33 protein-coding genes are annotated in these 24500 nt (G+C 41.2%); 11 read left to right on the forward strand and 22 right to left on the reverse strand.

The annotated features are described in order from the left end of the window. The first annotated feature begins 25 nt into the window (after positions 1-25). Both NSS65_RS09940 and NSS65_RS09945 read left to right on the forward strand, forming a co-directional pair. Positions 26-151, forward strand: a complete 126-nt coding sequence (locus NSS65_RS09940) for a hypothetical protein (RefSeq protein ID WP_008359993.1) — start codon at positions 26-28, stop codon at positions 149-151. 59 nt (positions 152-210) lie between these two features. Next, positions 211-1572, forward strand: a complete 1362-nt coding sequence (locus tag NSS65_RS09945; RefSeq protein ID WP_326134789.1) for an MATE family efflux transporter — start codon at positions 211-213, stop codon at positions 1570-1572. 45 nt (positions 1573-1617) lie between these two features. Here NSS65_RS09945 and bshB2 read toward each other — a convergent pair whose 3' ends face one another. The 4 genes from bshB2 to rarD form a co-directional block, all read right to left on the reverse strand. Beyond that, a complete protein-coding gene (bshB2, locus tag NSS65_RS09950) occupies positions 1618-2283 on the reverse strand; it encodes a bacillithiol biosynthesis deacetylase BshB2 (RefSeq protein ID WP_024428328.1) in 666 nt (221 codons plus the stop codon). An 18-nt stretch (positions 2284-2301) separates the two neighbouring features. Beyond that, complete coding sequence (locus NSS65_RS09955; RefSeq protein WP_024428327.1) at positions 2302-2652, reverse strand: YojF family protein; 351 nt, start codon at positions 2650-2652, stop codon at positions 2302-2304. Next, the gene (locus NSS65_RS09960) at positions 2649-2930 is read right to left on the reverse strand and encodes a hypothetical protein (RefSeq protein ID WP_024428326.1); all 282 of its coding nucleotides are present in this window, start codon (positions 2928-2930) and stop codon (positions 2649-2651) included. Before NSS65_RS09960 ends, NSS65_RS09955 begins: the two co-directional genes overlap by 4 nt. A 78-nt stretch (positions 2931-3008) precedes the next feature. Next, positions 3009-3920, reverse strand: a complete 912-nt coding sequence (gene rarD, locus NSS65_RS09965) for an EamA family transporter RarD (protein ID WP_326133383.1) — start codon at positions 3918-3920, stop codon at positions 3009-3011. Positions 3921-4006: 86 nt separating this feature from the next. Between rarD and NSS65_RS09970 the strand changes: the two genes are divergently transcribed. Next, the gene (locus NSS65_RS09970; protein WP_034280567.1) at positions 4007-4480 is read left to right on the forward strand and encodes an Hsp20/alpha crystallin family protein; all 474 of its coding nucleotides are present in this window, start codon (positions 4007-4009) and stop codon (positions 4478-4480) included. Positions 4481-4521: 41 nt separating this feature from the next. Here the strand turns inward: NSS65_RS09970 and NSS65_RS09975 are convergent, their stop codons facing one another. After that, a complete protein-coding gene (locus NSS65_RS09975) occupies positions 4522-4740 on the reverse strand; it encodes a hypothetical protein (protein ID WP_024422697.1) in 219 nt (72 codons plus the stop codon). Between the two features lie 75 nt (positions 4741-4815). Further along, entirely contained in the window at positions 4816-5148 is a 333-nt protein-coding gene (locus NSS65_RS09980; RefSeq protein ID WP_024428324.1) for a winged helix-turn-helix transcriptional regulator, read from the reverse strand. A 138-nt stretch (positions 5149-5286) separates the two neighbouring features. On the opposite strand from NSS65_RS09980, the gene NSS65_RS09985 reads away from it, so the two are divergent. From NSS65_RS09985 to NSS65_RS09995, 3 genes are all read left to right on the forward strand, one after another. After that, entirely contained in the window at positions 5287-5904 is a 618-nt protein-coding gene (locus NSS65_RS09985; RefSeq protein ID WP_046311503.1) for a nitroreductase family protein, read from the forward strand. Positions 5905-6141: 237 nt separating this feature from the next. Further along, on the forward strand, positions 6142-6345 hold the full coding sequence (locus tag NSS65_RS09990; protein WP_024422700.1) for a DUF3311 domain-containing protein: 204 nt from the start codon (positions 6142-6144) through the stop codon (positions 6343-6345). After that, complete coding sequence (locus NSS65_RS09995) at positions 6345-7838, forward strand: sodium:solute symporter (protein WP_061109252.1); 1494 nt, start codon at positions 6345-6347, stop codon at positions 7836-7838. Before NSS65_RS09990 ends, NSS65_RS09995 begins: the two co-directional genes overlap by 1 nt. 39 nt (positions 7839-7877) lie before the next feature. Here NSS65_RS09995 and NSS65_RS10000 read toward each other — a convergent pair whose 3' ends face one another. Next, complete coding sequence (locus NSS65_RS10000) at positions 7878-9263, reverse strand: S41 family peptidase (protein WP_061109253.1); 1386 nt, start codon at positions 9261-9263, stop codon at positions 7878-7880. A 150-nt stretch (positions 9264-9413) separates the two neighbouring features. On the opposite strand from NSS65_RS10000, the gene NSS65_RS10005 reads away from it, so the two are divergent. Both NSS65_RS10005 and NSS65_RS10010 read left to right on the forward strand, forming a co-directional pair. After that, positions 9414-10112 (forward strand): class I SAM-dependent methyltransferase, encoded by a 699-nt coding sequence (locus NSS65_RS10005; protein ID WP_041117718.1) that lies wholly within the window; start codon positions 9414-9416, stop codon positions 10110-10112. 92 nt (positions 10113-10204) lie between these two features. Then, a complete protein-coding gene (locus NSS65_RS10010; protein WP_024422704.1) occupies positions 10205-10456 on the forward strand; it encodes a hypothetical protein in 252 nt (83 codons plus the stop codon). Between the two features lie 54 nt (positions 10457-10510). Here NSS65_RS10010 and NSS65_RS10015 read toward each other — a convergent pair whose 3' ends face one another. The 12 genes from NSS65_RS10015 to cgeC form a co-directional block, all read right to left on the reverse strand. After that, positions 10511-11341, reverse strand: a complete 831-nt coding sequence (locus tag NSS65_RS10015) for a M15 family metallopeptidase (protein WP_024422705.1) — start codon at positions 11339-11341, stop codon at positions 10511-10513. A gap of 68 nt (positions 11342-11409) precedes the next feature. Beyond that, on the reverse strand, positions 11410-12105 hold the full coding sequence (gene deoD / locus NSS65_RS10020) for a purine-nucleoside phosphorylase (RefSeq protein ID WP_012010274.1): 696 nt from the start codon (positions 12103-12105) through the stop codon (positions 11410-11412). 112 nt (positions 12106-12217) lie between these two features. Further along, positions 12218-12535: a hypothetical protein gene (locus NSS65_RS10025; RefSeq protein WP_034280548.1), complete on the reverse strand. Its 318-nt coding sequence runs from the start codon at positions 12533-12535 to the stop codon at positions 12218-12220. A gap of 54 nt (positions 12536-12589) precedes the next feature. After that, positions 12590-13198 (reverse strand): phosphatase PAP2 family protein, encoded by a 609-nt coding sequence (locus NSS65_RS10030; protein ID WP_061109254.1) that lies wholly within the window; start codon positions 13196-13198, stop codon positions 12590-12592. A 50-nt stretch (positions 13199-13248) separates the two neighbouring features. Next, positions 13249-13419, reverse strand: coding sequence for a YozD family protein (locus NSS65_RS10035; RefSeq protein ID WP_065214722.1), 171 nt, complete (start codon positions 13417-13419; stop codon positions 13249-13251). Positions 13420-13669: 250 nt separating this feature from the next. Next, positions 13670-14350, reverse strand: coding sequence for a hypothetical protein (locus tag NSS65_RS10040; RefSeq protein WP_024422708.1), 681 nt, complete (start codon positions 14348-14350; stop codon positions 13670-13672). Positions 14351-14492: 142 nt separating this feature from the next. Further along, complete coding sequence (locus tag NSS65_RS10045) at positions 14493-14717, reverse strand: YozE family protein (protein ID WP_024422709.1); 225 nt, start codon at positions 14715-14717, stop codon at positions 14493-14495. A gap of 79 nt (positions 14718-14796) precedes the next feature. After that, positions 14797-15078 (reverse strand): YokU family protein, encoded by a 282-nt coding sequence (locus NSS65_RS10050; RefSeq protein WP_012010281.1) that lies wholly within the window; start codon positions 15076-15078, stop codon positions 14797-14799. A gap of 2 nt (positions 15079-15080) precedes the next feature. After that, positions 15081-16481: a lysine 2,3-aminomutase gene (gene ablA / locus NSS65_RS10055; RefSeq protein WP_034280543.1), complete on the reverse strand. Its 1401-nt coding sequence runs from the start codon at positions 16479-16481 to the stop codon at positions 15081-15083. 118 nt (positions 16482-16599) lie between these two features. After that, positions 16600-17976: a sigma 54-interacting transcriptional regulator gene (locus tag NSS65_RS10060; RefSeq protein ID WP_120208104.1), complete on the reverse strand. Its 1377-nt coding sequence runs from the start codon at positions 17974-17976 to the stop codon at positions 16600-16602. Positions 17977-18122: 146 nt separating this feature from the next. Continuing rightward, a complete protein-coding gene (locus NSS65_RS10065; RefSeq protein ID WP_120208106.1) occupies positions 18123-19418 on the reverse strand; it encodes a glycosyltransferase family A protein in 1296 nt (431 codons plus the stop codon). Positions 19419-19435: 17 nt separating this feature from the next. Then, the gene (gene cgeC, locus NSS65_RS10070) at positions 19436-19756 is read right to left on the reverse strand and encodes a spore maturation protein CgeC (RefSeq protein ID WP_326134790.1); all 321 of its coding nucleotides are present in this window, start codon (positions 19754-19756) and stop codon (positions 19436-19438) included. 206 nt (positions 19757-19962) lie between these two features. Here cgeC and NSS65_RS10075 point away from each other — a divergent pair, with 206 nt between their 5' ends. Both NSS65_RS10075 and NSS65_RS10080 read left to right on the forward strand, forming a co-directional pair. Next, positions 19963-20364 (forward strand): hypothetical protein, encoded by a 402-nt coding sequence (locus NSS65_RS10075; RefSeq protein WP_024422714.1) that lies wholly within the window; start codon positions 19963-19965, stop codon positions 20362-20364. 15 nt (positions 20365-20379) lie between these two features. Next, positions 20380-21342 (forward strand): DUF3880 domain-containing protein, encoded by a 963-nt coding sequence (locus tag NSS65_RS10080; RefSeq protein WP_326134791.1) that lies wholly within the window; start codon positions 20380-20382, stop codon positions 21340-21342. Between the two features lie 29 nt (positions 21343-21371). On the opposite strand, the gene NSS65_RS10085 is transcribed toward NSS65_RS10080, so the two are convergent. Further along, positions 21372-22094: an acylneuraminate cytidylyltransferase gene (locus NSS65_RS10085; RefSeq protein WP_046311519.1), complete on the reverse strand. Its 723-nt coding sequence runs from the start codon at positions 22092-22094 to the stop codon at positions 21372-21374. A 246-nt stretch (positions 22095-22340) separates the two neighbouring features. On the opposite strand from NSS65_RS10085, the gene NSS65_RS10090 reads away from it, so the two are divergent. Then, positions 22341-23369, forward strand: a complete 1029-nt coding sequence (locus NSS65_RS10090; protein WP_144496168.1) for an SDR family NAD(P)-dependent oxidoreductase — start codon at positions 22341-22343, stop codon at positions 23367-23369. Positions 23370-23420: 51 nt separating this feature from the next. Here NSS65_RS10090 and msrB read toward each other — a convergent pair whose 3' ends face one another. Together msrB and msrA are read right to left on the reverse strand one after the other, a co-directional pair. Continuing rightward, positions 23421-23852 carry a peptide-methionine (R)-S-oxide reductase MsrB gene (gene msrB, locus NSS65_RS10095; RefSeq protein WP_061109260.1) on the reverse strand — a complete coding sequence of 144 codons (432 nt, stop codon included), beginning with the start codon at positions 23850-23852 and terminating at the stop codon, positions 23421-23423. After that, complete coding sequence (gene msrA, locus NSS65_RS10100; protein WP_024422720.1) at positions 23852-24385, reverse strand: peptide-methionine (S)-S-oxide reductase MsrA; 534 nt, start codon at positions 24383-24385, stop codon at positions 23852-23854. Before msrA ends, msrB begins: the two co-directional genes overlap by 1 nt. Positions 24386-24500: the final 115 nt, after the last annotated feature.

The raw sequence follows: 24500 nt of genomic DNA on the forward strand, positions 1-24500 counted from the left end.
CTATTTGTATGGAGGTGAGCTTAATATGACCATTCAGAAAATCATCCAATATGCTTGCAGCATTTTAGGTGTTGTCAGTCTTTCTTTTATTTATGCCCAAATGTTTAAAAAAACGAAGCCATCTAAGAAAAATAATCCGACGGAGAATTGATTTTTTTACATAGCGTGGTATAATTCCTCTCGTTATTTCTGTTCAGAGAGGAACTTATAATGAGAGAAACGAATAGCATTCGAGCAAAGCTGACACTATTTTTAACCATTTTGATTCCGATTTTAATTACCCAAGCAGGTCTTTCGCTTATTACCTTTTTAGATACGGTGATGTCTGGAAAAGTGAGTGCAGAAGACCTTGCGGGTGTTGCGATCGGTTCTAGTATTTGGACACCTGTTTATACGGGACTTGCCGGGATTTTGATGGCCGTTACTCCGATTGTGGCTCAGCTGATGGGCGCTGGGCATAAAGAAGATGTTCCCCGGGCTGTCTTTCAGGCGATCTATTTGTCCTTTCTTTTAAGTATCGCTGTGATTGTGATTGGTACGATTAGCGTTCCTTACATACTAGGAGGACTTGGACTCGAGCACTCTGTAGAGGATATTGCCCGGCATTTTCTCAGCTTTCTTGCTTTTGGCATCCTCCCGCTATTTGGTTATTCGGTGCTACGGTCATTTATTGATGCATTAGGGAAAACACGTGTGACGATGTTCATCACGCTCACAGCACTTCCTATTAACTTTGTTTTAAATTACGTATTTATTTTTGGGAATTTGGGCTTTCCAAAGCTTGGAGGTGCGGGTGCCGGTCTTGCATCTGCAATGACGTATTGGGCGATTTTCATCATGAGTATTTGTATTGTCATTAAAGCAGAACCATTTGCCTCATTTCGTTTGTTTCAAAAACTGCCTCGAATGAATATCTCCCGTATAGGGCAAATACTGAAAATTGGCCTTCCTATCGGGTTTGCGATCTTTTTTGAAACGAGTATCTTTGCAGCAGTGACGCTATTAATGGGTCACTTTGATACCATTACAATCGCCAGTCACCAAGCAGCGATGAACTTTGCTTCTATTCTTTATATTTTACCGCTTAGCATCTCAATGGCGTTAACGATCGTTGTTGGGTTTGAAGCGGGGGCTAAGAGGTATCAAGACGCGCAAAGCTACAGCTATATCGGCATTGGAACGGCGGTTTTATTCTCATTATGTACGGCCGCCCTCATCTTGTTATTCAGACCAGAGATCGCTGGTTTATATACAGCTGAATCAGCTGTTTTACAAATGACACAGCACTTTTTGATTTACGCGATCTTTTTCCAGCTGTCAGATGCGATTGCTGCACCCATTCAAGGGGCTCTGCGCGGCTATAAAGATGTGAATTATACGCTCATTGCTGCTTTTGTCTCTTACTGGGTCATCGGTCTTCCTGCCGGTTATCTCATTGGCACATATACCTCATTTGGGGCGTTTGGTTATTGGATCGGACTGATTGCCGGACTTGCCGCAGGTGCCATCGTCCTCTTTATCCGTCTTAAGTTGATTCAAAAACGTCAACTCAGGCATGTATCGAATCACTAAATACAACACAAAAAAGCAACTGACATACATCAGCTGCTTTTTTGTTTAATCATTCCATTGATACGTCCAGAAAATTTCTTCATCAAACCATTTTTGGACGACTGGTTCTTTGTTTTTCAGCTTTTGTTCAAGCTCTCTCAGCATGCCCTCTGTTTGCGTTCTATGCGCTCTCAGTGCATTTAATTTGATATCTGCCACATCTGTAATATCAATCACAATATCCGCATGTCCAAGCACTTCTTCTCTATTTTTCGTAATGGCCATGCAGTATGTGACAGGACGGTCTTCTTTTCTCTTGCGGTATAGAGCACGAATCACAGCTTCACCTGTCGCATCATGATCAGGGTGTACACCGTGTCCTGGATAAAACGTCACAATGAGTGTCGGTTTGACTTCATCAATGATGGTTTCCATCACATCTGCCAAATACTCGTCGTCTTCAAATTCCAATGTTTTATCACGCAGTCCAAGCATACGTAAGTCAGTGATATCCATTTCTTTGCAGGCATTGATTAATTCCTGTTTTCTTAATTCAGGAAGTGTTTCACGGTTAGCATATGTTGGGCTTCCCATATTTCTGCCCATTTCCCCAAGTGTCCCGCATGCATATGTGACGGGAATTCCGCGTTTTCTGCTTTGTGCAATGAGACCAGCAACCCCAAAGGATTCATCATCGGGGTGAGGCAGCATCACTAGTACATGTTCGTTCATGACTTGTCACCCTTTCTTCTACACCTGAAATGGTGTTTCACTAATTTGTAATGAGATCGCTAGTTTGCCGTCTGGCAAATGTCCAGCTAATAGCAGGCGGCCTTGGTCATCAAACACATAATCGGTTAATCCTTCTGCGTAAATCCAGCCATCTTCTGTTTTCATTCCAACACGGTATGGACCTTGTCCTTTTATTTTCGCCTGTGAATAGACGACTTTCGCGTTGCGGATATACGCCACAACCGTCATATTTTGTTCATTTACATGAGCTGAATAAGAACCAGTTGTCGTTTCAAGATGAACGAAGACTGGACGATTTAAAAACGATTCAAGATGTGTTGTGACATCTTCCGTTTGAATTGGTTTCATGAGTGGTTCCTTCCTTCATTTTGAATTAATTCTCGCAGCTTTTTCGTATGTAAGCTGATCAGCTGCAGCTGATGATCATGCTTAAGCTCACTTTCTAAAATTCTTTCCACAGCAAGCACATACTTTTGGTGTAAGGATTTCCTCGCCCGCGGATGTGTTCGTGCATCGAGTAAATCATCACATATGGCCTCGTGTAAAGAAGACATATCATCAACATCAAGCTGACGATTTTTCCATAAAGATTGATAGGCGGCTGCAAGCTCATGAGCTGACGACATATGATCACCTCTACAGTTTTGTTAACAACTTATTATGACATGATCCGCCTGCAAAAAAAAGCAAACTGCTCGTTTGGCTTAATGAGAATTCGCTGTTTTTTTCATGCGTAATTGAGAGGTGGTAAACAGTAAAATTGCCACCCAAATACAAAGGAACGTCACAATTTTAGCTGCGGATAAGTGTTCGTGATAGACAAACAGCCCTAAAAACAGCGTAATTGTCGGTGCAATGTATTGCAAAATGCCCACTTGATAAAGTGGAATTCTTTTTGCGCCTTCTGAGAATAAAAGAAGCGGCACGGCTGTAAAAACGCCTGCAAAAAATAAGAGACCGAGCGACCCGAAGCTGTTAGGATTCATAGTCACCACAGGTTCTTTTAAGAAAAATAATAAGTACACAAGTGCAGCCGGTGCGAGAAGCAGCGTTTCAATCGTCAAACCAATCGCGCTCGTGAAGCTCATCCTTTTTTTGATCAAACCATAAAAGCCGAAGCTAAGGGCTAATAAGAAAGCAACGACAGGAAATGACCCGTATTGAACTGTTGAAAGGATCACCCCAAATGCGGCAATAAGAATGGCAATGGTTTGCCATTTATTTAGTCGTTCTTTTAAGAAAATAATCCCTAATAGAACGGATACAAGCGGATTAATATAATACCCTAAACTTGCTTCTAGCATAAGACCATGATTGACTGCCCAAATGTAGACATACCAGTTGACTGAAATTAAAATAGCAGATAAAAGTAATGAAAAAAATGCTTTACCATCCAGTATGAGACCCTTTACTGTCTGCATCGCTGGGCGGACTTGTTTTAAATACAAAAGAATACCGCACATAAACACAAATGACCATAAAATTCTGTGTGCTAAAATTTCGCCTGACGAAATATGTTCCATCAGCTTCCAATATAACGGGAATAAACCCCAGAGTGTAAAAGATGCTGCCGTGTAGAGAACACCTTTTGATTGCTGTTCGTTCAATATAACCATCCCTTTCTAAATCTAACGTATATTATAGCACGCACGCAGGCGAATGGGCATATACTAATTCAGGGCATTTAGAAAGGATGATTCGCATGTTCGACTGGAACCGATTATTCCCTTTTCAAAAGCAGTTCTCAAAAGAAGCCTTAAAGAATTCAGATCCTAAAGACGTTGAGCAGTATGTCAATCAAGTCATGGAAAGTGTATTCGGCTCCAATTATCCTGCTCAGTTCCCATTTCAGGACCCGCTTTCTCAAAATCAAAAAACGAGAGAAACTGATGTCGAAAAAGAAAAAGAGCCAGAAGTCGAAGTGTTCGAGACGACTGATCATGTGTTTGTCAAAATTGAAATTGCTCGTCCGAACACAGAAAAAGTCAAAATCAAACATACAGCCAATCTGCTGTTTATTGATCATTTTCCTGAAGAAGGGACGCAGAAGAAAGTCGTCCTCCCTGCTGCTGTGAAACGAAAAGGAACGAAGGCGTCGTATCAAGATGGTATATTGGAAATTATGTTTTTAAAGCATGATGATCCAGGAATTTCTGAAATTGATATTCCATTATAAAAAGCCTGCTTTAAGAACGGAAGCAGGCTTACTCTTTTTTCTTAATAATATGGTGGATATCCGCCGCCATAAGGTGGTGGAGCAGGCGGTGGTGGCGGCGGGTAATATGGACGGGGATAATTAAAAATCGCACTTCCTAGAAATCCGCCAAGCAGTCCGCCGACTAAAGGAGCGCCAAAACCAAAAAACAAAGGGACTCTGGATTCATATGGCGGAATGCCAGGGGCGCCGCCTCGAAAATACGGAGTATGAGGGTACATGCATTTCTCCTCCTTTGTCATGTGCCTAACATCAGCATATTCATCAGGAGTCAAAATGTTTGGGCAAACCTGAAACTAGGCTTGCTCCTTTTTCCCGTGAGAGTCTGTATACTCCCCTGCCCACCGAGATACCTCATGAAACACATCATGTAACGCATTCCCTTTTTCAGTTAAACTGTAAATGACTTTGACAGGCGTCTCAGGCAGGACGGTCCGCTCTATAATCCCTTCTTGCTCGAGCTCTTTTAAGCGCTCTGCGAGCATTTTTTGACTGATCGACGGGATCGTGTCTGTGAGGTCTTTAAAACGCTTTGGTCCATCAAGCAATACATGTATAATGAGACCGTTCCACCTTTTGCCTAGGAGTAAAAAAGCTTGCTGAATGTGTGGACATAATTGGAATTCCATAAATTTCAGCCTTTCTTTTCATGATTGTTTGACAAACTAACGGTGTACAATTTAAAATAACTCTAGTTACAATAAGTAAGTTTCTCACTTTTTAGTTATTGTACCATATTATTTGCAAAAACGGGAGGAAATATCCATATGGCGACCGATCAAAAAACGATTGATATCTTAAAACAAAGAGCTTCAGTAAAAGAGTATGATACTTCTCATGAAATGACAAAAGAAGAGTTAACAGAGCTTCTTGAAATCACAACAAAAGCACCATCTGCTTGGAACCTTCAGCATTGGCATTTCACTGTTTTCCATAGTGCTGAAGCAAAAGCAAAATTACTTCCAATCGCTTACAACCAAAAGCAAGTATCACAGGCATCAGCTGTTATTGCAGTTCTAGGTGACCTTGAAGCTAACCAAAATGGCGAAAAAATCTACAGTGAACTGGCAGAACTAGGCTTCATTACTGAAGACATTAAAGAAACATTGATGACTCAAATCAATGGCGCATACCAAAGCGAGCAATATGCACGCGAAGCAGCGTATTCAAATGCTTCATTAGCTGCTATGCAATTAATGATTGCGGCAAAAGCAATGGGCTATGATACATGTGCAATGGGTGGTTTCAGTAAAGACGCGTACATCAAAGAATTCAATGTAAGCGGCCGCTACGAGCCGGTTATGCTGATTTCAGTTGGTAAAGCAGCGAAAGAAGCTCATAAAAGCAATCGTTTCGACATCGAAGAAGTATCTGATTTCCTTTAAAAATTGGAAAAGCCTCAGCCTTTATGCTGGGCTTTTTTATTTGCTTTAAATATTATTTCTACATACTTTCTTTCACCTCCCCCCTCTTTACATCTTCACTCTTTCTCCTTTTTGAAGAATGAAAGCGTTATATTAGTATGATATTCACCAAAATGATTGTTTTTTCTGAAAATGGTCTTGTGATCTAATCTGACAACTGCTATTATTATGAAATTACAAAATATTCAGGAGGAAATCATGAACAAAAAATTGATGCTGGCACTACTTATCGCGATTCCATTCATCGGACAGCTCGCATTGCTGCCTTTTGCAAATCGCATTCATCCATTTGTCATCGGCCTGCCCTTTTTCCACTTCTGGCTCTTGCTATGGATTGTACTCACACCAATTTGCACATTTATCATTTATAAGATGCAACATTCAAATGGAGGAACTGACTAATGCAAGGAAATTTAACAGCTTTATTGATTACTGCAAGTATTATTCTCATCGTCGTGGTCATCGGATTTGCCGCTGGTCGTGACAAATCATCAAGACAGTCAGTAGAAGAATGGTCTGTCGGCGGAAGAAAATTTGGCGGACTGCTCGTCTGGTTCCTCGTTGGCGCAGACTTATATACAGCTTATACCTTTTTAGGGCTTACAAGTACAGCTTATACAGCTGGAAGCGTCGCTTTTTTCGCTATTCCTTATTCCGTCCTAGCTTATTTTATTGCTTATTTCTTTTTACCGAAACTATGGACTGTTGCGAAAAATCACAACCTTACAACACTTGCCGATTATGCACGTGAGCGGTTTGACAGCAAGCTGTTATCCAGTTTGATTGCGATTGTTGGAGTACTTATGCTGATTCCTTATATTTGTCTTCAGCTGAGCGGGATTCAAGATACGTTAACTGTCGCTGGAACTAGTTATATTAATGTGAATGCAGTTGTTATTATTTCATTTATTTTAGTTGCACTTTATACATTTTTCAGTGGTATTAAAGGTCCTACATATACAGCCATTATTAAAGATATTCTCGTTTGGGTGATCATGCTGTTTATGGTCGTTTCACTGCCGATCATTCATTTTAACGGCTGGACACCGATGATGAATACGTTAGCCAAAGAAGCACCTCAGCTTCTAACGATCCCTGAAGGCGGTCCTAAAGGCATTTTATGGTTTATTACTGCTTCAGGCGTTTCTGCTCTTGCTTTGTTTATGTGGGCACACGCAGCAACTGGGGTTTTTACAGCCAAAAGCGCAGATGCCATCCGTAAAAACAGCATGTTTTTGCCTCTTTATAATATTGTATTGATTTTGGTCATCTTCCTTGGATTTATTGCTTTTTTAGTCTTACCAGAAGATACAAATCCGAGATTTGCTCTTCTTCATTTAATTCAAACATCATATGGCGGCGTGATGCAGGGACTCGCCTATTCTACGATTGCACTGGCTTCCCTCATTCCATGCTCCATCATGGCCATTGGCGCATCGAATTTATTTGCCAATAATTTATACCGTGACTTAATTCATCCGAATGTGTCACCTAAAAGATTGACCATCATTACACGTTCGATGGTGTTTATCGTCATCGGACTCGCTCTTTTATTCGGGATGCTGTTCCCAACTGCACTTGTCACGCTTCAGCTCATTGGTGTTTCAGGAATGGTTCAAATCTTCCCAGCTATTGCCATCAGCTTATTCTGGAAAAAACAATCGGGAGAAGCAACGATTGCCGGGTTAGTCATTGGAATCATCGTTACCTTTACAGCGAATATCTCACAAGTCACGTTCGGCCTTTATGAAGGTTTTCTTGGTTTACTAGCAAACGTCATCGTCATCTTGATTTTGAATCCATTCTTCCAAAAGAAAGTCACATCCAATTCTGTCATGAATGATCTATTTGAAAAGGATCATGAAAAAAAAGAAGCGCTCATAAACGAAGTGTAAGGATAAGAAAAAGCAGTCCCCTGATGAGGACTGCTTTTTTTATTTCATTTCTTTTTTCAAGACTTCAATGGCTTTTTTCATTTGTGTATCGTTGTTCTTTAGCTTATCTTGGATCTTTGTCATCAGAACGTTCGTTGTATCTCCTGTCAGAATACCGTCTGATTTAAGATCGTTGTCTGTTTGGAAGCTTTTGACGATAGACTGGAATGCTTGATCGTACTCACCGTTTGCTTTTGCTTTGTAGCCAAGCGCTTGGAACATTTTTTGAGCTGCTTTGACTTCATCTCCATTGTCATTTAGCTCATATGATTTTTTCGGGCTTAAGTAAGGCAGCTTTGCATAACTCGGAAGAGCTGCTTTGACCTGTGGTTCGATACCTTTTTTGTGGATCCAAGAACCGTCTGGTGTCAGCCATTTTGCAATGGTTAACTTGACACTAGAACCATCATTATAGTTTTGCGCATTTTGAACAGTTCCTTTGCCAAATGTCTTTTCACCCACAATTTGAATGCCTGAAGATTGGTGCAGAGCCGCCGCCATGATTTCAGCAGCGCTGGCTGATCCTCCATTTACAAGGACAACTGCCGGCTGATGGACTTTGCGTTCTTTTTCAGCCTTGTACACTTGTTTCTTCCCTTTTTCTTCAACCTGCATGATGACTTTTCCTTTATCAATAAAGTCATTGCTCATTTCAATGGCTTCTGTCATGATGCCGCCTGGATTATCTCTCAGGTCAATGACAAAACCTTTTGCCCCTTTTTTCTCGAGGTCATCAATTGCTTTATCCAGCTCTTTCGATGTGGTTTCAGCAAAGGACGTAATTTGGATTTCTCCTATTTTGTCTTTTGTGAGTTTTGCATACACCGTTTCAAGCGGAATCGTGTCTCTTGTGATGGTCACATCTACATTACCGACTCCTTGACGATTGAGATGCAGCTTAACATCCGTTCCTTTTTTCCCTCTAATGAGAGAGACTGCTTTATTGACCGACATTCCTTTGGTGCTTTTTCCATCCACTTTTAAAATATGATCATGAGGTTTCAAACCAGCTTTTTCAGCAGGAGAGCCTTTAATCGGCGCGACAATTAAAATTTGTCCATCCTTCTCTTCTACTTGTGCACCAATTCCTTCAAATGAAGAAGAAATGGTATTGTTAAATCCTTCGGCTTCCTCCTGATCCATATATGTAGAGTATGGATCATCAAGTGATGCAATCATTCCTTGGATCGCACCATCTACTAGTTTTTGATCATCCGTTTTTTCGTAATACTCATCCTTTACCTTCGTATACGCAGCCATGAGTTTACTAAACTTCTCGTCTCCTGAGACGCTGACAGCACCTTGTTTTGTGATCACAAATGTAATCGCTGAGGACAGTGCAGCAGTCACCAGAATGGCTACCACGAACTTCATTTGTTTTTTCAAAAAAACACCACCTTTATCTCCTTTCATTATTATCAAGGACGATGCTTCATCCGTCAACCAAAGGATCAACTTCTATTTGAAAAGATAAGCCATTTGCCCCTCTATTGCATAATCTTTAGAGAGGAACAGGATAAGGAAAGAAGGGATTATATGAGTGATTATGTAGAAATGCTTGCTTATTTTGGCGTATCAGGTGCCCATCCTGGCGGAATTGAGTTAACAAAAACGATGATTGAGCATATAAAACTGCCGCCTCATGCACGAATACTTGACGCTGGATGCGGTACAGGACAGACCGCCGCCTATTTAGGAAATATAGGTTATCAGGTGGAGGCCATTGATACGCATCCATTGATGATTGAAAAGGCGAACCTGCGATTCAAACGGGAGGAACTGCCGATCCGTGCTTTAGAGGCATCCATTGAGCAGCTGCCCTTTCCAGATCAAGCGTTCTCTCTACTCATCAGTGAATCTGTTTTAAGCTTTACCAAGCTGCGTGATGCACTAGCTGAGATCAAACGTGTGCTTGCTCCTGGCAGTCAACTGATTGCAAATGAAGCTGTGTTAAAAGCCCCTCTTACGCCTGAAGAGCTTGCAGCGGTTCGGAATTTTTACGGCTTCCACTCGCTCTTGTCGCTTGAAGAATGGAAGGAGCAGTTAACCGAAGCGGGCTTCCGTGACATTCAGATCCTCTCATTCGATGAACATATGGGGCAGGAGGAGCCGACAGAGATGGAATTATCTGAACACATACCCCCTTCTCTTTACGAAACGCTGCAAACACACTACGATCTCATTCAAGCACACCGAAAGCAGCTAAGTCACATTCTATTTGAATGTACCGTATAAAATGAGCGAATCTCCTATATGTTTTGTCCAAACTCTATGAAGTCTCTCGCATAGGATAAGAGTGAAAAGAGTTTGTCATAAGGAGGAAAAACATGGAGCGCTACTACAAGCTTTGTCAGCAGCACATGGGGAAAGTCGCTAGAATCACTGACCGTAATGGCAGAGTACACGTCGGACGCATTGAGCGTGTGACAAACCGCAAAGTTTATATTCGTCCAGTCGGCGGGTCTCGCGGAGGCTTTGGCTTTGGCTATTGGGGCGGATATTATGGCTGGGGTGCAGCGTATGGCATCGGCCTCGGTTTCATTACCGGCTTCGCATTAGCAGGATTGTTCTTTTTTTAAAAGAAGAATAAGAGAAGGCCTCCCGAATAGCTGGGAGGCCTTTTACTTACTTGTTTAGATTTTCTTTACTTTGTTCATGTATTCTTCAAATGTTAAATCGTGATCATGCATCGCTTTTGCGGCTTCTTTTCCCACATAGCGCAGATGCCACGGCTCATATTCGTATTTCGTAATGTCTTCTTTTCCTTTTGGATAACGGATGATAAAGCCATATTTATAGGCGTTTTTAGCCACCCATTTGCCATCTGGTGTTTCACCAAACTTTTCAGAGATCTCAAAACCGGCACTTTTTGAGGAAATGTCCATGGCTAAACCTGTTTGATGTTCACTTTCGCCTGGTAAAGCGACTGCTTCTTGTGCTTTTTCTTTGCCTTTTAATTTGACCTCACTATCAAAAATGACTTTTTGACGGTCATAGGAGCGATAGCCAGATACTGCAGCAAGCTCGAAGTTTTCCTTTTTTGCACCTTTGAATAACTTCTCAAGCGCTTCCGCTGCTTCTTTGCGGATATATCGCTTTTCAATATCTTCCGAAAAAGAGAATTCTACTTTTGGTACAACGAGATCAGAAGGTTTATAGGTTCCTGGTAATGCATATTCTTTGTTGACAAGTGCTAGCACATTTTCAGGATTTTGAATGGTTTTCAGACCGCTCACAACCTTGATGTCATTGAAATATTCACTCTTTAACGTCAGCTCTTGATTCGATGAATCTGCCTTATCGTTTGAGTTGTGCTGGGGAGATGAACTTGCTGCGTTTTTTTGTTCGTTAGTTTTGTTTGATTCAGATGTACCGCTTTTTTGATCCAGCAACTGGCAGCCTGATAGCGCGGCTGTCAAACCAAGAATCGATGCGATTGAGAGTATTTTGTAGCTTTTCTTCATGACATACCTTCCTTTTGCTCTTCTAAAAAAATAAAGATGCGCTACATTGTAGCACACCCTTTATACTATTATAAAACGGAGTCTAGCGCAATTAAGATCATTTCATCAAACGTTGTTTGACGCTCTTCAGCCGTTGTTTCTTCTCCTGTTAGAACGTGATCACTCACAGTCAAAATTGATAAAGCTTTTCGATCAAATTTTGCTGCAAGAGAATAAAGAGCGGTTGTCTCCATTTCGATCGCTAGGATACCATATTGAGCCATGAGCTCAAGTGGTTTTTCATTGTAAAATTGGTCTGCTGTAAATACATTTCCGACACGTACAGCGACATTTTTTGCTTCTGCCGTGTCGTAGGCTTTCTTGAGCAGGCCAAAATCAGCGCATGGCGCATAATCAATCGGTCCAAATGCCACACGATTCATTTGTGAATCTGTTGATGATGTCTGGGCTAAAATGACGTCACGTACATTGACATCTCTTTTGATGGCTCCGCAAGATCCAACGCGAATTAAGTTTTGAACATCATAGCTTTGAATGAGTTCATTCACATAAATCGAAATAGACGGTACGCCCATCCCAGTGCCCTGTACAGAAACACGTTTTCCTTTATAGGTTCCAGTATAGCCATACATTCCGCGCACTTCGTTATAGCACTCAACATCTTCTAAATATGTATCTGCAATATATTTCGCACGCAGCGGATCGCCTGGCAGCAATACCGTTTCTGCAATTTGTCCTTTTTCTGCTCCAATATGTACACTCATTTTTTAGCCTCCACTTACGTTTACTATGTATTTTATCCTATTTATTATAAACGATTGAGCTAAAAAAAGAAAATACCAGCTGAATCTCAAGCTGGCATCATCAATCATCTATTTAACTTATCGTCATCATTCGTTCACTGCGTTTCCACCCTGCCGGAGAGAGCTGATAATAGCACTTCCCCTTTTTCTTATCATCAATCACAACAATATCACCTGTTGTGATAAACCGCGCATTGTAATCATTAGGGACTGTATCATGTACATTAAATGTCGAGAATGCTTTTTCCAGTACATCAAGGTGTGTTCTGCCGCCAATCTTTGTCCGGTACACAGGCAGATGCCCGCTAGCAGCGCCATATTCAGGTGTCTGATAAATGGTTAAGTGAAATGCTGAAGGTTTCTTTTGAAAAAATCTCAACGTCAATTGCATTCAAATCCCTCCCCTTTTATATAAAATTGGCTGGGATCTGTCAATTTCCTTCTTCTATTTTTGTCGAATGACAGGCAATCTTTCGTCAATCTTTTTACAAATGAGAAATAAAGCGAGTCCTATCGCAAAGCCTCCTGCAACATCTGTCAAATAATGCACCCCGATATACATCCGGCTGATGCCAATGGCCAGAACGAAAAGCCCTGTGATCAAATAGACGATTTTTTGTCTTTCTTTCAGCCATGGGATCATTTCAACTAATAGATAAGCCATAAAAGGGTAGATTGTGGCTGCATTCATCGAATGTCCGCTCGGAAAGCTGTAATACGTTTCACCTACAAGGTGATCAAAGGCCGGACGCTCTCTAGCAAACAGCCCCTTTAATTCATGATTGATTGTTTTTTCTGTGAGATATAGTAGAAAAAGCATCATGATAGAGTAGTAGCGCTTATACATAAACAAGACCACACTAAAAATGAGCATGATTGGAACGAGCAGCGCGCTGATGCCTAAGTCCGTCAAAGCCAGCATGACATCATTTAAAAAAGGGAGTCTGATGCTTTCAAACCATAAGATGATCTGGTTGTCCAAATCTTGAAAAACACCAGATACCATGAGCGCAGCAATGGCGCCAAATAAAATGAAAAGATATAGGATGTACACGCGAAAGATTCCCCTCCCTCTCTCTTCAGAATCTCTTCAAAGTATAGTACCTACCACGCCTCTTCTTCAACTATCATTGCTTTTTTCAGCATATATTCAAATGTAATGTCAGCCAGCTCAAATGTTTCAAGCTCAGCAGGTATGTACCCTCTTTTGATCAGCTCCACGTAGAAGAACTCCGCAATTTCCTCTGTATCAATCACCAAATCTGCTTCTTTCATTGCATTCCGCCTCCTTTTTTATGATGTATGAACGCCGGCTGTTTTTTATTACAGTTTGTCATAATGGCTCATTCCATACATATAAATGCAGTAAACAAAAAGAAAAGGGGCTTGAGGCAATGAAATGGTTAAGCATATTAGATGGAGAAACTTTTGATCAGGTGATGGGCCGTATCTTGAGGGGATGGTTTTATGTGATTGCATTTTTCTGTGTGCCTTATTTTTTATTCGTGTTAGGACAAGTCTTTTTTTAACCAAAATGTTCGTGTAAACTTTCCAAAATAAAATCCATCATATCCTTATATTCTGGATCTTTGAAAAATTCATAGAGAATTTTATAATCGTTATAAATATCAAGAAGCTCATCCACTATAGATACAGCCAGAAATTCAAGTGAAGATTCGCTTTCTTGTTTCTCTTCCAGCTGCAATAGAGCCGTTTGGACCATATCTTCTTCTAACTCTTTTGAGGTTTCTCCGACGTAATGCACAAAAAGAAGCTGATGAACAAACTGGTCCATCTCATATTTTCTTAGGACAAGCGTTAAATCTTCCTCTTCTGTTTCCAGCCACTCTCCGTCTTTCAGCCTCGTGAGTTCGTAAATGACATCTTCCCAGCCATCTTCAAGGTAGCGCCAAATTTCAGTCCGATGACCGATGATTTTAAACAGCTCTTTTCCGTAATCTTTTACATATACAACATCGCCAATGAGGAACTCATATTCAATGTCCAGCTTTTCTGTATCGACAATCACTCCGCTATACTCATCGTAAAGCTGAAGTGATGTTTCAAAATAAAGCACCTCATTATGATTGACCTCATATAAATAGTGCTGGTCAATTTGATGGACTTTTGTAATCGTTCCGACTGTGCCGTACATGACAACGACGACAATATCCCCTACTTGATATTTTGGTGCTTTCGCCTTCATTCTGTCTCCCCCTTGCCCGACTTTTGGTCTTAACGTATCGTATGCCGGCGCAAGGAATTCTGCATGGGCAACCAAACCATGCAAAACGCCATTTTATTTCTCATGAAAAAACCGCTTCTCCATCCGGATAAGCGGTTGCGTGTTATTTTTTTTTGACTTCTACTTCGTATTGCTCAAACGCTTCGTCAAATGTTGTCATTGAGCTTAAATAATCACCATTTAATTCTAAATAAGCGCACAGCTCATGATAATCTGTGGAAGCTTTAGGAAAGCTGTGATCCTCGTACGCAGCATTTGCGAAATGGCTGATTTCATCTTTCGGTTTTGGATGTCTGAACTTCATTAAATAATGGTAAAACGACTTCACCTGTTTTTCCCTCCGCGACACACTATTTTGTTGTTATATTATACAGCAATTTGATGACTTGTATAGGCGGAGGTACAACTTATGATGAAAAGTCAAAGTAATTTCGCTTTAATAACCGCTCCATGCTCATTAATTCTTCATAGGAGATTTTTTCTGGAAGTTTTGTCTGATCCACTAAAATTAATTGATCTTCAATCTCTTTGACTGTCTCATCCTTTTGATAGGTCATCCCGCAGTGCGTGCAGGAAATGGACGGCGTTTCGATGATTTCAATTGATTGTGTGCCCGTGATCAGTTCCCAATAGACTGTTGTCTGCTCCGCATTTGCTTTATTTTCCTCACACCAATCACATGTCAGCAAGGCTATTTCTCCTCCTTTACGGTTTGTTCTTTTTTGAGCTGCGCTTGATATTTCTTCTCTTTTAATTCATCTCGTTTTTCACGTTTGTTTTTAAGTGTGTCGTGCTCAGGATTTGTCTCATATGCTTCTCTACGTTTCATTCGGCTTAAATTCTCAGGCGTAAACGATCTCGCTTCATCCTCTAATAGTGCGGTAATACCAATTGCCGGTTCTTGTTTCTCTTCATAAATTTCATTAAAATACGCATCTGCCTGGCCTGCGACGTAATGCTCTGGTTCTGGATAAGAGGTGATGACACCTTCAAAGTTACGAAGGACGACTTTGTCAGGGCTTTGCGATAATAAATAATTTGGCTGTAAAGCAATTTTCCCTCCGCCTCCTGGCGCATCTACTACAAAGCTTGGTACTGCATAACCACTCGTATGTCCTCTTAAACCCTCAATGATTTCAAGCCCTTTTGATACCGGCGTTCTAAAGTGGCCAATGCCCTCAGATAAATCACATTGATAAATATAATATGGTCTGACCCGAATCTTCACAAGATCGTGCATCAGCTTCTTCATAATCGGCACACTGTCATTAATACCTGCAAGGATGACGGCCTGATTCCCTACAGGAACACCGGCATTCACAAGACGTTCGCACGCTTCTTTTGCTTCTTTTGTGATTTCAATACTTGTATTGAAATGGGTGTTCAGCCAAACTGGGTGATATTTTTTCAAAATCTCGCACAGCTCATCTGTAATACGCTGCGGAAAGACAACCGGCGCGCGGGTTCCAATCCGAATGATTTCAACGTGCGGAATATCCCGTAAGTTTTTCAAAATGTATTCAAGCACTTGATCATTGATTAACAGCCCATCTCCGCCAGAAATTAACACGTCCCGCACCTCAGGTGTTTCTCTAATATATCCAATTGCAGCATCTAACTGCTTTTTCGGCACACCCATACCAATCTGGCCGGAAAAACGTCTTCTCGTACAATAACGGCAGTACATGGAGCACTGATTTGTCACAAGAAACAGTACACGATCTGGATATCGGTGCGTGAGCCCCGGGACAGGTGAGTCCTCATCTTCATGCAGCGGGTCTTCCAGATCATATTTTGTTTTATGAAGCTCTTCTGCAATTGGCACAGATTGCATACGTATTGGACATCTTGGATCGTCTGGATTCATCAGTGAGGCATAGTAGGGTGTAATGTTGAGTGGAATGGTTTTAGTGGAAATCTTCACCCCTTCTCGTTCCTCTTCTGTTAAGTTTACGATTTTTTCTAAATCCTCAAGCGTTTTCACGGTATGCGTCAGCTGCCAAATCCAGTCGTTCCACTTTTCCTCAGGTACATCCTTCCAAAGCTCAATGTCCTTCCAGTGACGTGCCGGTTCATACAATTTCTGATTCATATCCATTCCCCCTATCAGCATTCACTTTATACTATGCAAGTTATGTGCCAACATGGGAAAATGCCCCTATTCTTTACAAAAGGAGCTTTTACCCGTCATATTCAATTGGATGTTGTGCCTATATTTCGGCATCTGCATATTTCTTTAATTTATATTGCAGCGTTTGTCGAGGGATTTTTAAAGCAGCGGCGGTTTTTTTAATATTTCCATTATGCTGATGTAAAGCTTCTTGGATCAATGTTTGTTCAAATGAAGACACTTGATTTTTTAAGGAGGATTCAGATGTTTCTTTTTCCAGCTTTTGCTCACGTAAATGAGCCGGAAGGTATAGAGGGATGATCTCTTCCGCTTCCTTTGGCATCATCAACACGGCATGCTCTATCGTATGTTTTAATTCTCTGACATTCCCAGGCCAGTGGTGCGCCATAAACAATCGTTCCGTTTCTTCAGAAAGGCGTGTAACGTTTTTTGAAAACTGCTGATGATAGGTTTGAATGAAGTGGCGGGATAGCAGCGTGATATCTTGCTTTCTTTCACGAAGCGGCGGGATATAAAAAGATGATACATGCAATCTATAAAATAAATCTTCTCTTAAAATTTGCTTTTTCACTGCTTCGAATGGGTCCATATTGAGCGCAGTAATGAGCCGAACATCCACTTGAATGGATTTTGCGTCACCGATGCGGCGGACAACGCCATCCTCTAACACACGTAATAATTTCGTCTGCAGCGTGAGCGGCATCGCTTGCAGCTCATCAAGAAAAAGTGTGCCCCCATCAGCTAATTCGAAAAGTCCCTTGCGATCAAGTGCGCCCGTATAGCTCCCTTTGACAGATCCGAACAATAAACTTTCAAGTAATGATTCTGGGAGTGCTGCGCAGTTTTGCGGAATGAACACTTGATTTTTCCGGTCAGATTCATGGACAATGGCTTGAACGAGCACTTCTTTTCCTGTCCCTGTTTCCCCGTAGACAACAACTGATGATGGATAAGCAGCTGCTTTTTTTGCCCTTTCAAGCATTTCTTTTAAAAGAGGATCATTTGTTAAAAATGAAGCAAAATCATGCATTTGTACGGCCTCAGCCGCGTCTTGTGTCCGCTTTTTTTGCCCTAACCGATTGGAAAGAGCCGACAGCTTTGATACATCTTTTGCGACTTCGACCGCGCCTATTAACTCGTTATCTTCGATAATAGGCAATGTCGTGTTCACTGTTTCAATCCTTTCTCCATTTTTATTCAAATAGGTTTGCAGCGAATGATAAATGGGCTTTCCTGTTCGCAACACATGCATGAGCGTACTTGTCTTTTCAGTTAAAGAGGGATACACATCAAGGATGTACTTGCCAATCACCTCTTCTTTTTGTAAAGAGTCAAACTTAGCGGCATTATGATTGTAAAAAATCGTCATCCCTCGATCATCTACAACGTGAATGGCTTCATCAATAGCTTCTAAAATCAATTCAAACCAATCTGCTCTTTCGACAACCTTCCCCATTCTTTCCCCCTCACTTTCAGTGCCAAAAAACCGGCATCAATTGCCAAGTTTTCAGCGGCTTGATCAATTCTTAAAGGTTCCTGTCCTTTTCATGTTTCGCTTTTTCCTTTCTACTTCCTGCAATCATTGCGAAAAAAGCACCCCTCTTATGAGGAGTGCTTTCGTCCGGATGTTTGATAAAGAGACATATCGAATTCTTGCAGCGATTCCCTATACAGCGGCACAATCGGCTTTCCTTCCTGAAAAAACGCAAATTGGGATGGGTACAGCTTAATCGGCTGATGATAAAAAGCGAATCGCTTCACGACCTCAGGATCAATACGGCAAAAGGCATAATGCACAAGTAAATAAACATCTTGTTTCCATTTAAACAGGCGCCTGTTTGGCGGACTGAAAACTGGAGAAGCCTGAATTATGCCGCCATCCTCAAATGCCTGAAGCTGATCATTTGAAATCGTATAGATCTCCTTAGGGTGAAACTGAAAATATTGCACGTCACGTTTTGAAGCAAACCGTCTTTTTTTCTGATCTTCAATATAAAAGAACGTTTTCCCATTATCTGCGGTAACGACTGTATAATTGGGTACTGCCAGCTTCTCTTTCATTTCATATTTCATCTCACATAACAGCGGAACACGGATCGCACGCCTGTTCTTTTCATTGATCCAGCGTTTTTCAATTCCATGAAGTTTCCCGTCTGCGATTTGATAATAATCTTCTTCTTTTTCAATGACCGTTCCGTCAATTAAATCATACGGCATACTCGAAAACAGATGATGAAAGGAATGGGGCGTTTTATACGTTGTATCCAGTACATCTTTTAATGGAAAAAACGCAGCGAAGTGATTCAGCCTCATCCAAAATACAGAATCTGCATGATGCCAGTGCTTTGGCTCATCGTCCCAATATTGTCCGTATTTTTCATAGATCAGTGGAAGCAAGCAGCTTCTGTGCATGACCGAACAATGGTCCACTTGAAAGGACGCATGCTCTAAGATTTGATCTGCTTCTCGAATAAAACTCATCGTTTCCACTAAATGCTGATCAACATGCACGACCCGCTGCGAGGAATACACAATATCTATGTGAGGCTTCGACCGAAAAACATCCACCATTTTAAGCAAACGATCTTGATGGTAGATGGTATCATCGGTTAAATAACAAATGAGCTCACCTGTTATACGGGTTAATGCTTCATTAATAAGCGTCGCATATCGTGCGGTTAACAGCCGTTTTGCTGGATGAACTGTGTGCGAATACAGCTGAATGCGTTCATCACTTAAATAGGGCTGGATCTTTTGAATGGTGCCCTCTTCTGAGCCATCATCCATAATCAAAAGCTCCCAATGCGGATACGTTTGATCTACCATACTCTTTAGCACACGATCAATGAAATCTGGTTTATTGTAGCTTGTTAAAATCACCGATACTTTCATGATCATTATCCTTTTTGATTAGATTAAAAAGCCCCCCAGCTGACAATGTTCACATAAGGAACACTCACTCTTAGCTGATTTGTCGCGTTTTTAAAGACTGCAACCGTATCAAACAATTGCACGACAACCACGTTTTGAAGTACATCTCCATTGACCAAATGAACACGCGGCACTGGAATGCCAAGCTCAAGCCATGGACGAAGTAATTCTTTGATGTCTGACACATTCTCTTCCCCACTTTCTTCTAAAAGATGAAGAAGAAGTAAAATCAAGATGACTTCAAGCACTCCTTCCGACTCTAGTAATTCTTCGTTCCAACCATCTAATAATTGTTCAAATTCCATTCATAATCCCTCTCTCTTCACATTTAATCTTTACTAGAGTATGAGCGTCACTTCATTTAGCCTCAGCATTTGAAAACATTTTTAAAAATGTGTGAAGTGATTAAATGAAAAAAAGATCAGGAATCAGCGTTCTGCTTATGCCAAAAAAAAAGAACGGCATATACATAGGGGTGAGTTTGAATTGATGAAGAAAGGATGGGGAAAAAATGAGCGAAAAGCGTGCTGAATTAAAAAAGGAACTATTGAAAGTGTTTTTCAAACCAATTACTCATGCATTAACAGCTAATCTCGAAGAAGGAGGAGTTCAAATGGAAGAAAAATTGAACGATTTATTAAGTGAAGTGGCAGCTGAGGCATCACCTTCAGATTCTGCTACAACACTCGATGTATCTCAGCCAGCAAGATGGATCTTTGCAAGACTTGCACCAGGAACAGTCATTAGCATTGTCACTGACTCAGGAGATTTAATTGGGCCAGTTCAATTTGTATCATTCGATGCTTCAACAGGTGTTGTATTTGTTACACAAGAAAGCTCTGTCACACCTACAGGCTCAGCAACGACTCTATTAGATGTAGATAAAGTTGAAAGTGTTACATTCACATCTTAATGTGAGAGGATCATCATGAAGCTTCTTTATATCAGTTCTGGCTACGGCGGAATCTATCACATGTTTGATCAATGGGTAGAAGAAAGCTTCATTGATTCCCCCTTTTCATGTGTAAAGATTGATAGAGAATCTCTACCCACGAACATGCACAAAATCCGGACATTTTCTCCGGATTTTGTTTTGATGATGATCGGTGATCATGTTCCGAAAGATGTACTTCATCAATTCAAACAAGAAAAAATCCCGATTGTTCTTTGGATGACAGAAGATCCCTTTTATACAGATGTGTCAGCTGCTTGCGCACATGAAGCTCAGCTTATATTAACGATTGATGAAGGGGTTTTGCCATTTTATAAACAATTAGGCGCTGATCATACGCACTACTTTCCCATTCCGGCAAATACACGTGTCTTTCAGAAAAATGAATCGCCAGAAGAGATGTGCACGTATGACATTGCACTCATTGGCTACCCTTATCCCAACCGCATCAAAGCCATCGATACACTCTTGCAGCAAAACAAATGGCGTATTCTCGTTGCAGGTAAGGAATGGCACCGTCACTTAAACAAATCACGGAGACATTATCGTGATTTCACACTCATAACGAATTGGCTGAGTCCTCAGCAAATGGCGGACATCTATCAACAGACAGCAATTGTCCTGAATCCGCATAGGCCGGCTCAATTTGCGTATAACAAAAACAAAGCCATGATTCAAAATATGAGCCTCAATAACAGAGCATTTGACATTGCTGCAACTGGGAGTTTTCAATTGACGGATCTACCTCCGCCGCCTGCTTTTTCAAGCTTTGCTTTTTACAAAGATGAGGACGATTTGATAGAACAGGTTGAATACTATGGATCAAATGCAGGTGAAAGAAAGGCGGCCGCACTGAACAACTACGAGCAAACCGTTCGCTGGAATACATTTGATACGATGCCACAAAGGCTTTATGACATTGTAAAAAGCGCCCTATAACTGGGCGCTTTTTCTCGTTGAATGCCAGCTTATGCATGATCTTCCGCATCTCGGTGAGCTAATAAGATTTTCTCTGCCTCTTTCCGATCTGCCTCCTGTTTCACCACAAGCGACCGCGTGCGATCCATCATATATGCTCCGACAGATCCTTCTAAAAAGGAATGAATGCATTCTTTTGCATAATGAGCATGAAAAGCATATACCGCACCATTTAGCCGGCCATACGTATATGGCTGCTCATGCTTTGGCATGAAAAAGTAATGATTGTCCTTATATAAAGTAGCTTCATTGTTTTCATGCAGTGTCCAAGTTTCATTTGGGTTTTCTAACGCCTCTGTAAAAGATGCGGTGCAGTCATATCCCCCTTCCACTAAAAGCTGCAAGCACTTCTCGATATCTGCCGGCTGTCTTAGAGGAGACGATGGATGCAGATACAGCACAATATCAAAGGTTTTTCCCTCCCGCTCTAAATAAGCAAGCGCATGCTTCACAGCTAACAGTGACGGCGTTTGTTCTGTCACATGTGTGCTTGGCAGTTCAATCACATTTGCTCCGTAGTGAGATGAAATGATTTGCGTATTGACATCCTCTGAGGAGACGATGACTTCATCTAATTCAATCATTTGCAGTAACGGCTGAATGGTCCAATAGATAAGCGGCCTCTCTGCCAATATGCGTATGTGTTCATCATGCTGGCCGTCGTGACTTCTAAATGCAGGTATCATAGCTAAAATACGATTTCCCCTATACATGTCTTCTCTTCTCCCCTCGCGCACAGCTCCCTTACCATTTTCTTCCCGAGCTGACCGCAGTACTGAAGTATTCAGGTCTCTCGTTTTTCTAGTTGATCTCTTATCTCTCCATATTCTATTAAGACGACTAGCAGATGGTTATAATTTGTTCACCTAATTTATGCATGAAGTGGTTCTTTTCCTCAAACGAATGCCGCTCTTTCACATATGATGCAAAGTAGAGAAATGAGAGTTGGGGGATTAGATATGTCCAAACAGATAGAAACGACTTTGAAGACCTTTTTTCGTGACAAAACGATATTGGTTACAGGCGGTACGGGGTCAATCGGCCGGCAAATCGTGAATAAATTAACAAGTTGCTCTCCAAAGAAGATAATCGTCTTCAGTAAAGATGACAGCAAACAATACATGATGAAAAATGAGTACGCAGAACATCCAGAAGTCGTATTCGCTTTAGGAGATGTCCGGGATGCAAGCCGCGTGAGACAGCTCGTCAAGGGTGTGGATATCATTTTCCATGCAGCGGCCTTAAAACAAGTACCCACTTGTGAAGATAATCCATTCGAAGCCGTTCAAACGAATATCATCGGCGGACAGCACGTCATTGAAGCCGCCCTCGAACATGAAGTGAGTCATGTCGTCAACATTTCAACTGACAAAGCGGTTTCTCCGACGAATGCCATGGGTGCAACAAAATTGATTTCAGAAAAACTATTTTACCAAGCAAACGAAAGTATTCCGAATCAAAAAACCAGGTTTTGCTCTGTACGCTTTGGCAATGTGCTTGGATCTAGAGGTTCCGTTATTCCGATCATGCTCCAGCAGCTATTAAATGAAAAACCTTTGACCGTGACTGATCCTCATATGACACGTTTTTTTATGTCTATTGAAGAGGCTGTTTCCCTCACACTTCAAGCAGCAATTATGATGAAAGGCGGCGAAACCTTCATTCTCAAGATGGAGTCCTTACAGCTTGCCGATCTTTTAAAAGCGTTTCACGAATATGCCGCTCAAATCAATGCTCAATCTCCAGATGTTCTTGTAGTCGGAAGAAGACCTGGCGAAAAGCTTCACGAGGAGCTCACATTCCCGCACGAAGCAGATGCACTGTTTGAACATGAACAATTTTATGCCATTTTACCAAGACCACATTTGCACCCTGCCTTTCAAAAAGTCGACTTAACGAATTACACCTCAAAAGAAGCACCGCTCATTACAAAAGAAAAGCTGTTCCACATCATTGAACAATTACATCATACACATCATAAAAAATAAAAAATCGTCACACGGAAGCAGCTGCTTTCCATGTGACGATTTTTAGATGGATTAATCAAATAGATGTTTCAAATTCCCGTAGCCTTCTTTTTCAAGATCATCCTTTGGGATAAACTTTAAAGCGGCTGAGTTAATACAATACCGAAGACCGTTTGGCCCTGGGCCATCAGGGAAAACATGACCTAGATGAGAATCAGCTGTTTTACTGCGAACCTCTGTCCGCACCATTCCATGACTCGTATCAACCTTCTCTGCTACTTCTTCCTCTTCAAGAGGTTTTGTAAAACTTGGCCATCCGCAGTGGGCATCAAACTTATCTAAAGAAGAAAAAAGCGGCTTTCCTGAAATGATATCCACATAGATACCTTCTTCTTTATGATCCCAAAATTCATTTTGAAATGGCGGCTCCGTGCCATTATTTTGCGTGACTTCGTACTGCATGCGGTTTAATTCTTTTATACGCTTTTCTTTTTCATTTGCCATTATTTATCACTCCAATGGGACTCAATAAAACCGGCTCTGCCCGAACCGACATGATATCGTTCGTAGTGCATTTTGTTTTTCTTATAATAATGCTGATGATATTCCTCTGCTGGATAAAAAGGACCTGCGTCTAAAATTTCTGTAACGATTGGCTTTTTGAAAATCCCGCTTTGGCTCAGCTGCTCTTTCGATGCTTCTGCTAGCTTTCGCTGCTCGTCATGATGAACATAAATACCTGTACGGTAAGATTCCCCTCTATCGCCAAATTGCCCGCCATCGTCTGTTGGGTCTATTTGCTGCCAATACAGCTCTAGCAGCTTCTCATACGGGAACACGTCAGGATCAAACGTGATTTGAACCGCTTCTCTATGCCCCGTTGTATTTGTACATACTTCCTCATAGGTCGGATTCACTGTATGTCCGCCAGTATACCCTGATTCAACTTTGATAATGCCCGGCTGTTCATCAAAAGGTTTAACCATACACCAGAAGCAGCCTCCTGCAAATGTGGCTAATTCTTGTTTTTCAGACATATTAGTGCCCCCTTCATTTAAAAAATGGTATCATCATATTATAACATGATAAAAAATAATGAAAATGATACGACTTGTATACCTAAAATAAAAGAAAGCATTCTGTCGTATCTTT

Source organism: Bacillus sp. FSL K6-1006 (assembly GCF_038593175.1).
In the GTDB taxonomy this organism is placed as follows: domain Bacteria; phylum Bacillota; class Bacilli; order Bacillales; family Bacillaceae; genus Bacillus; species Bacillus safensis.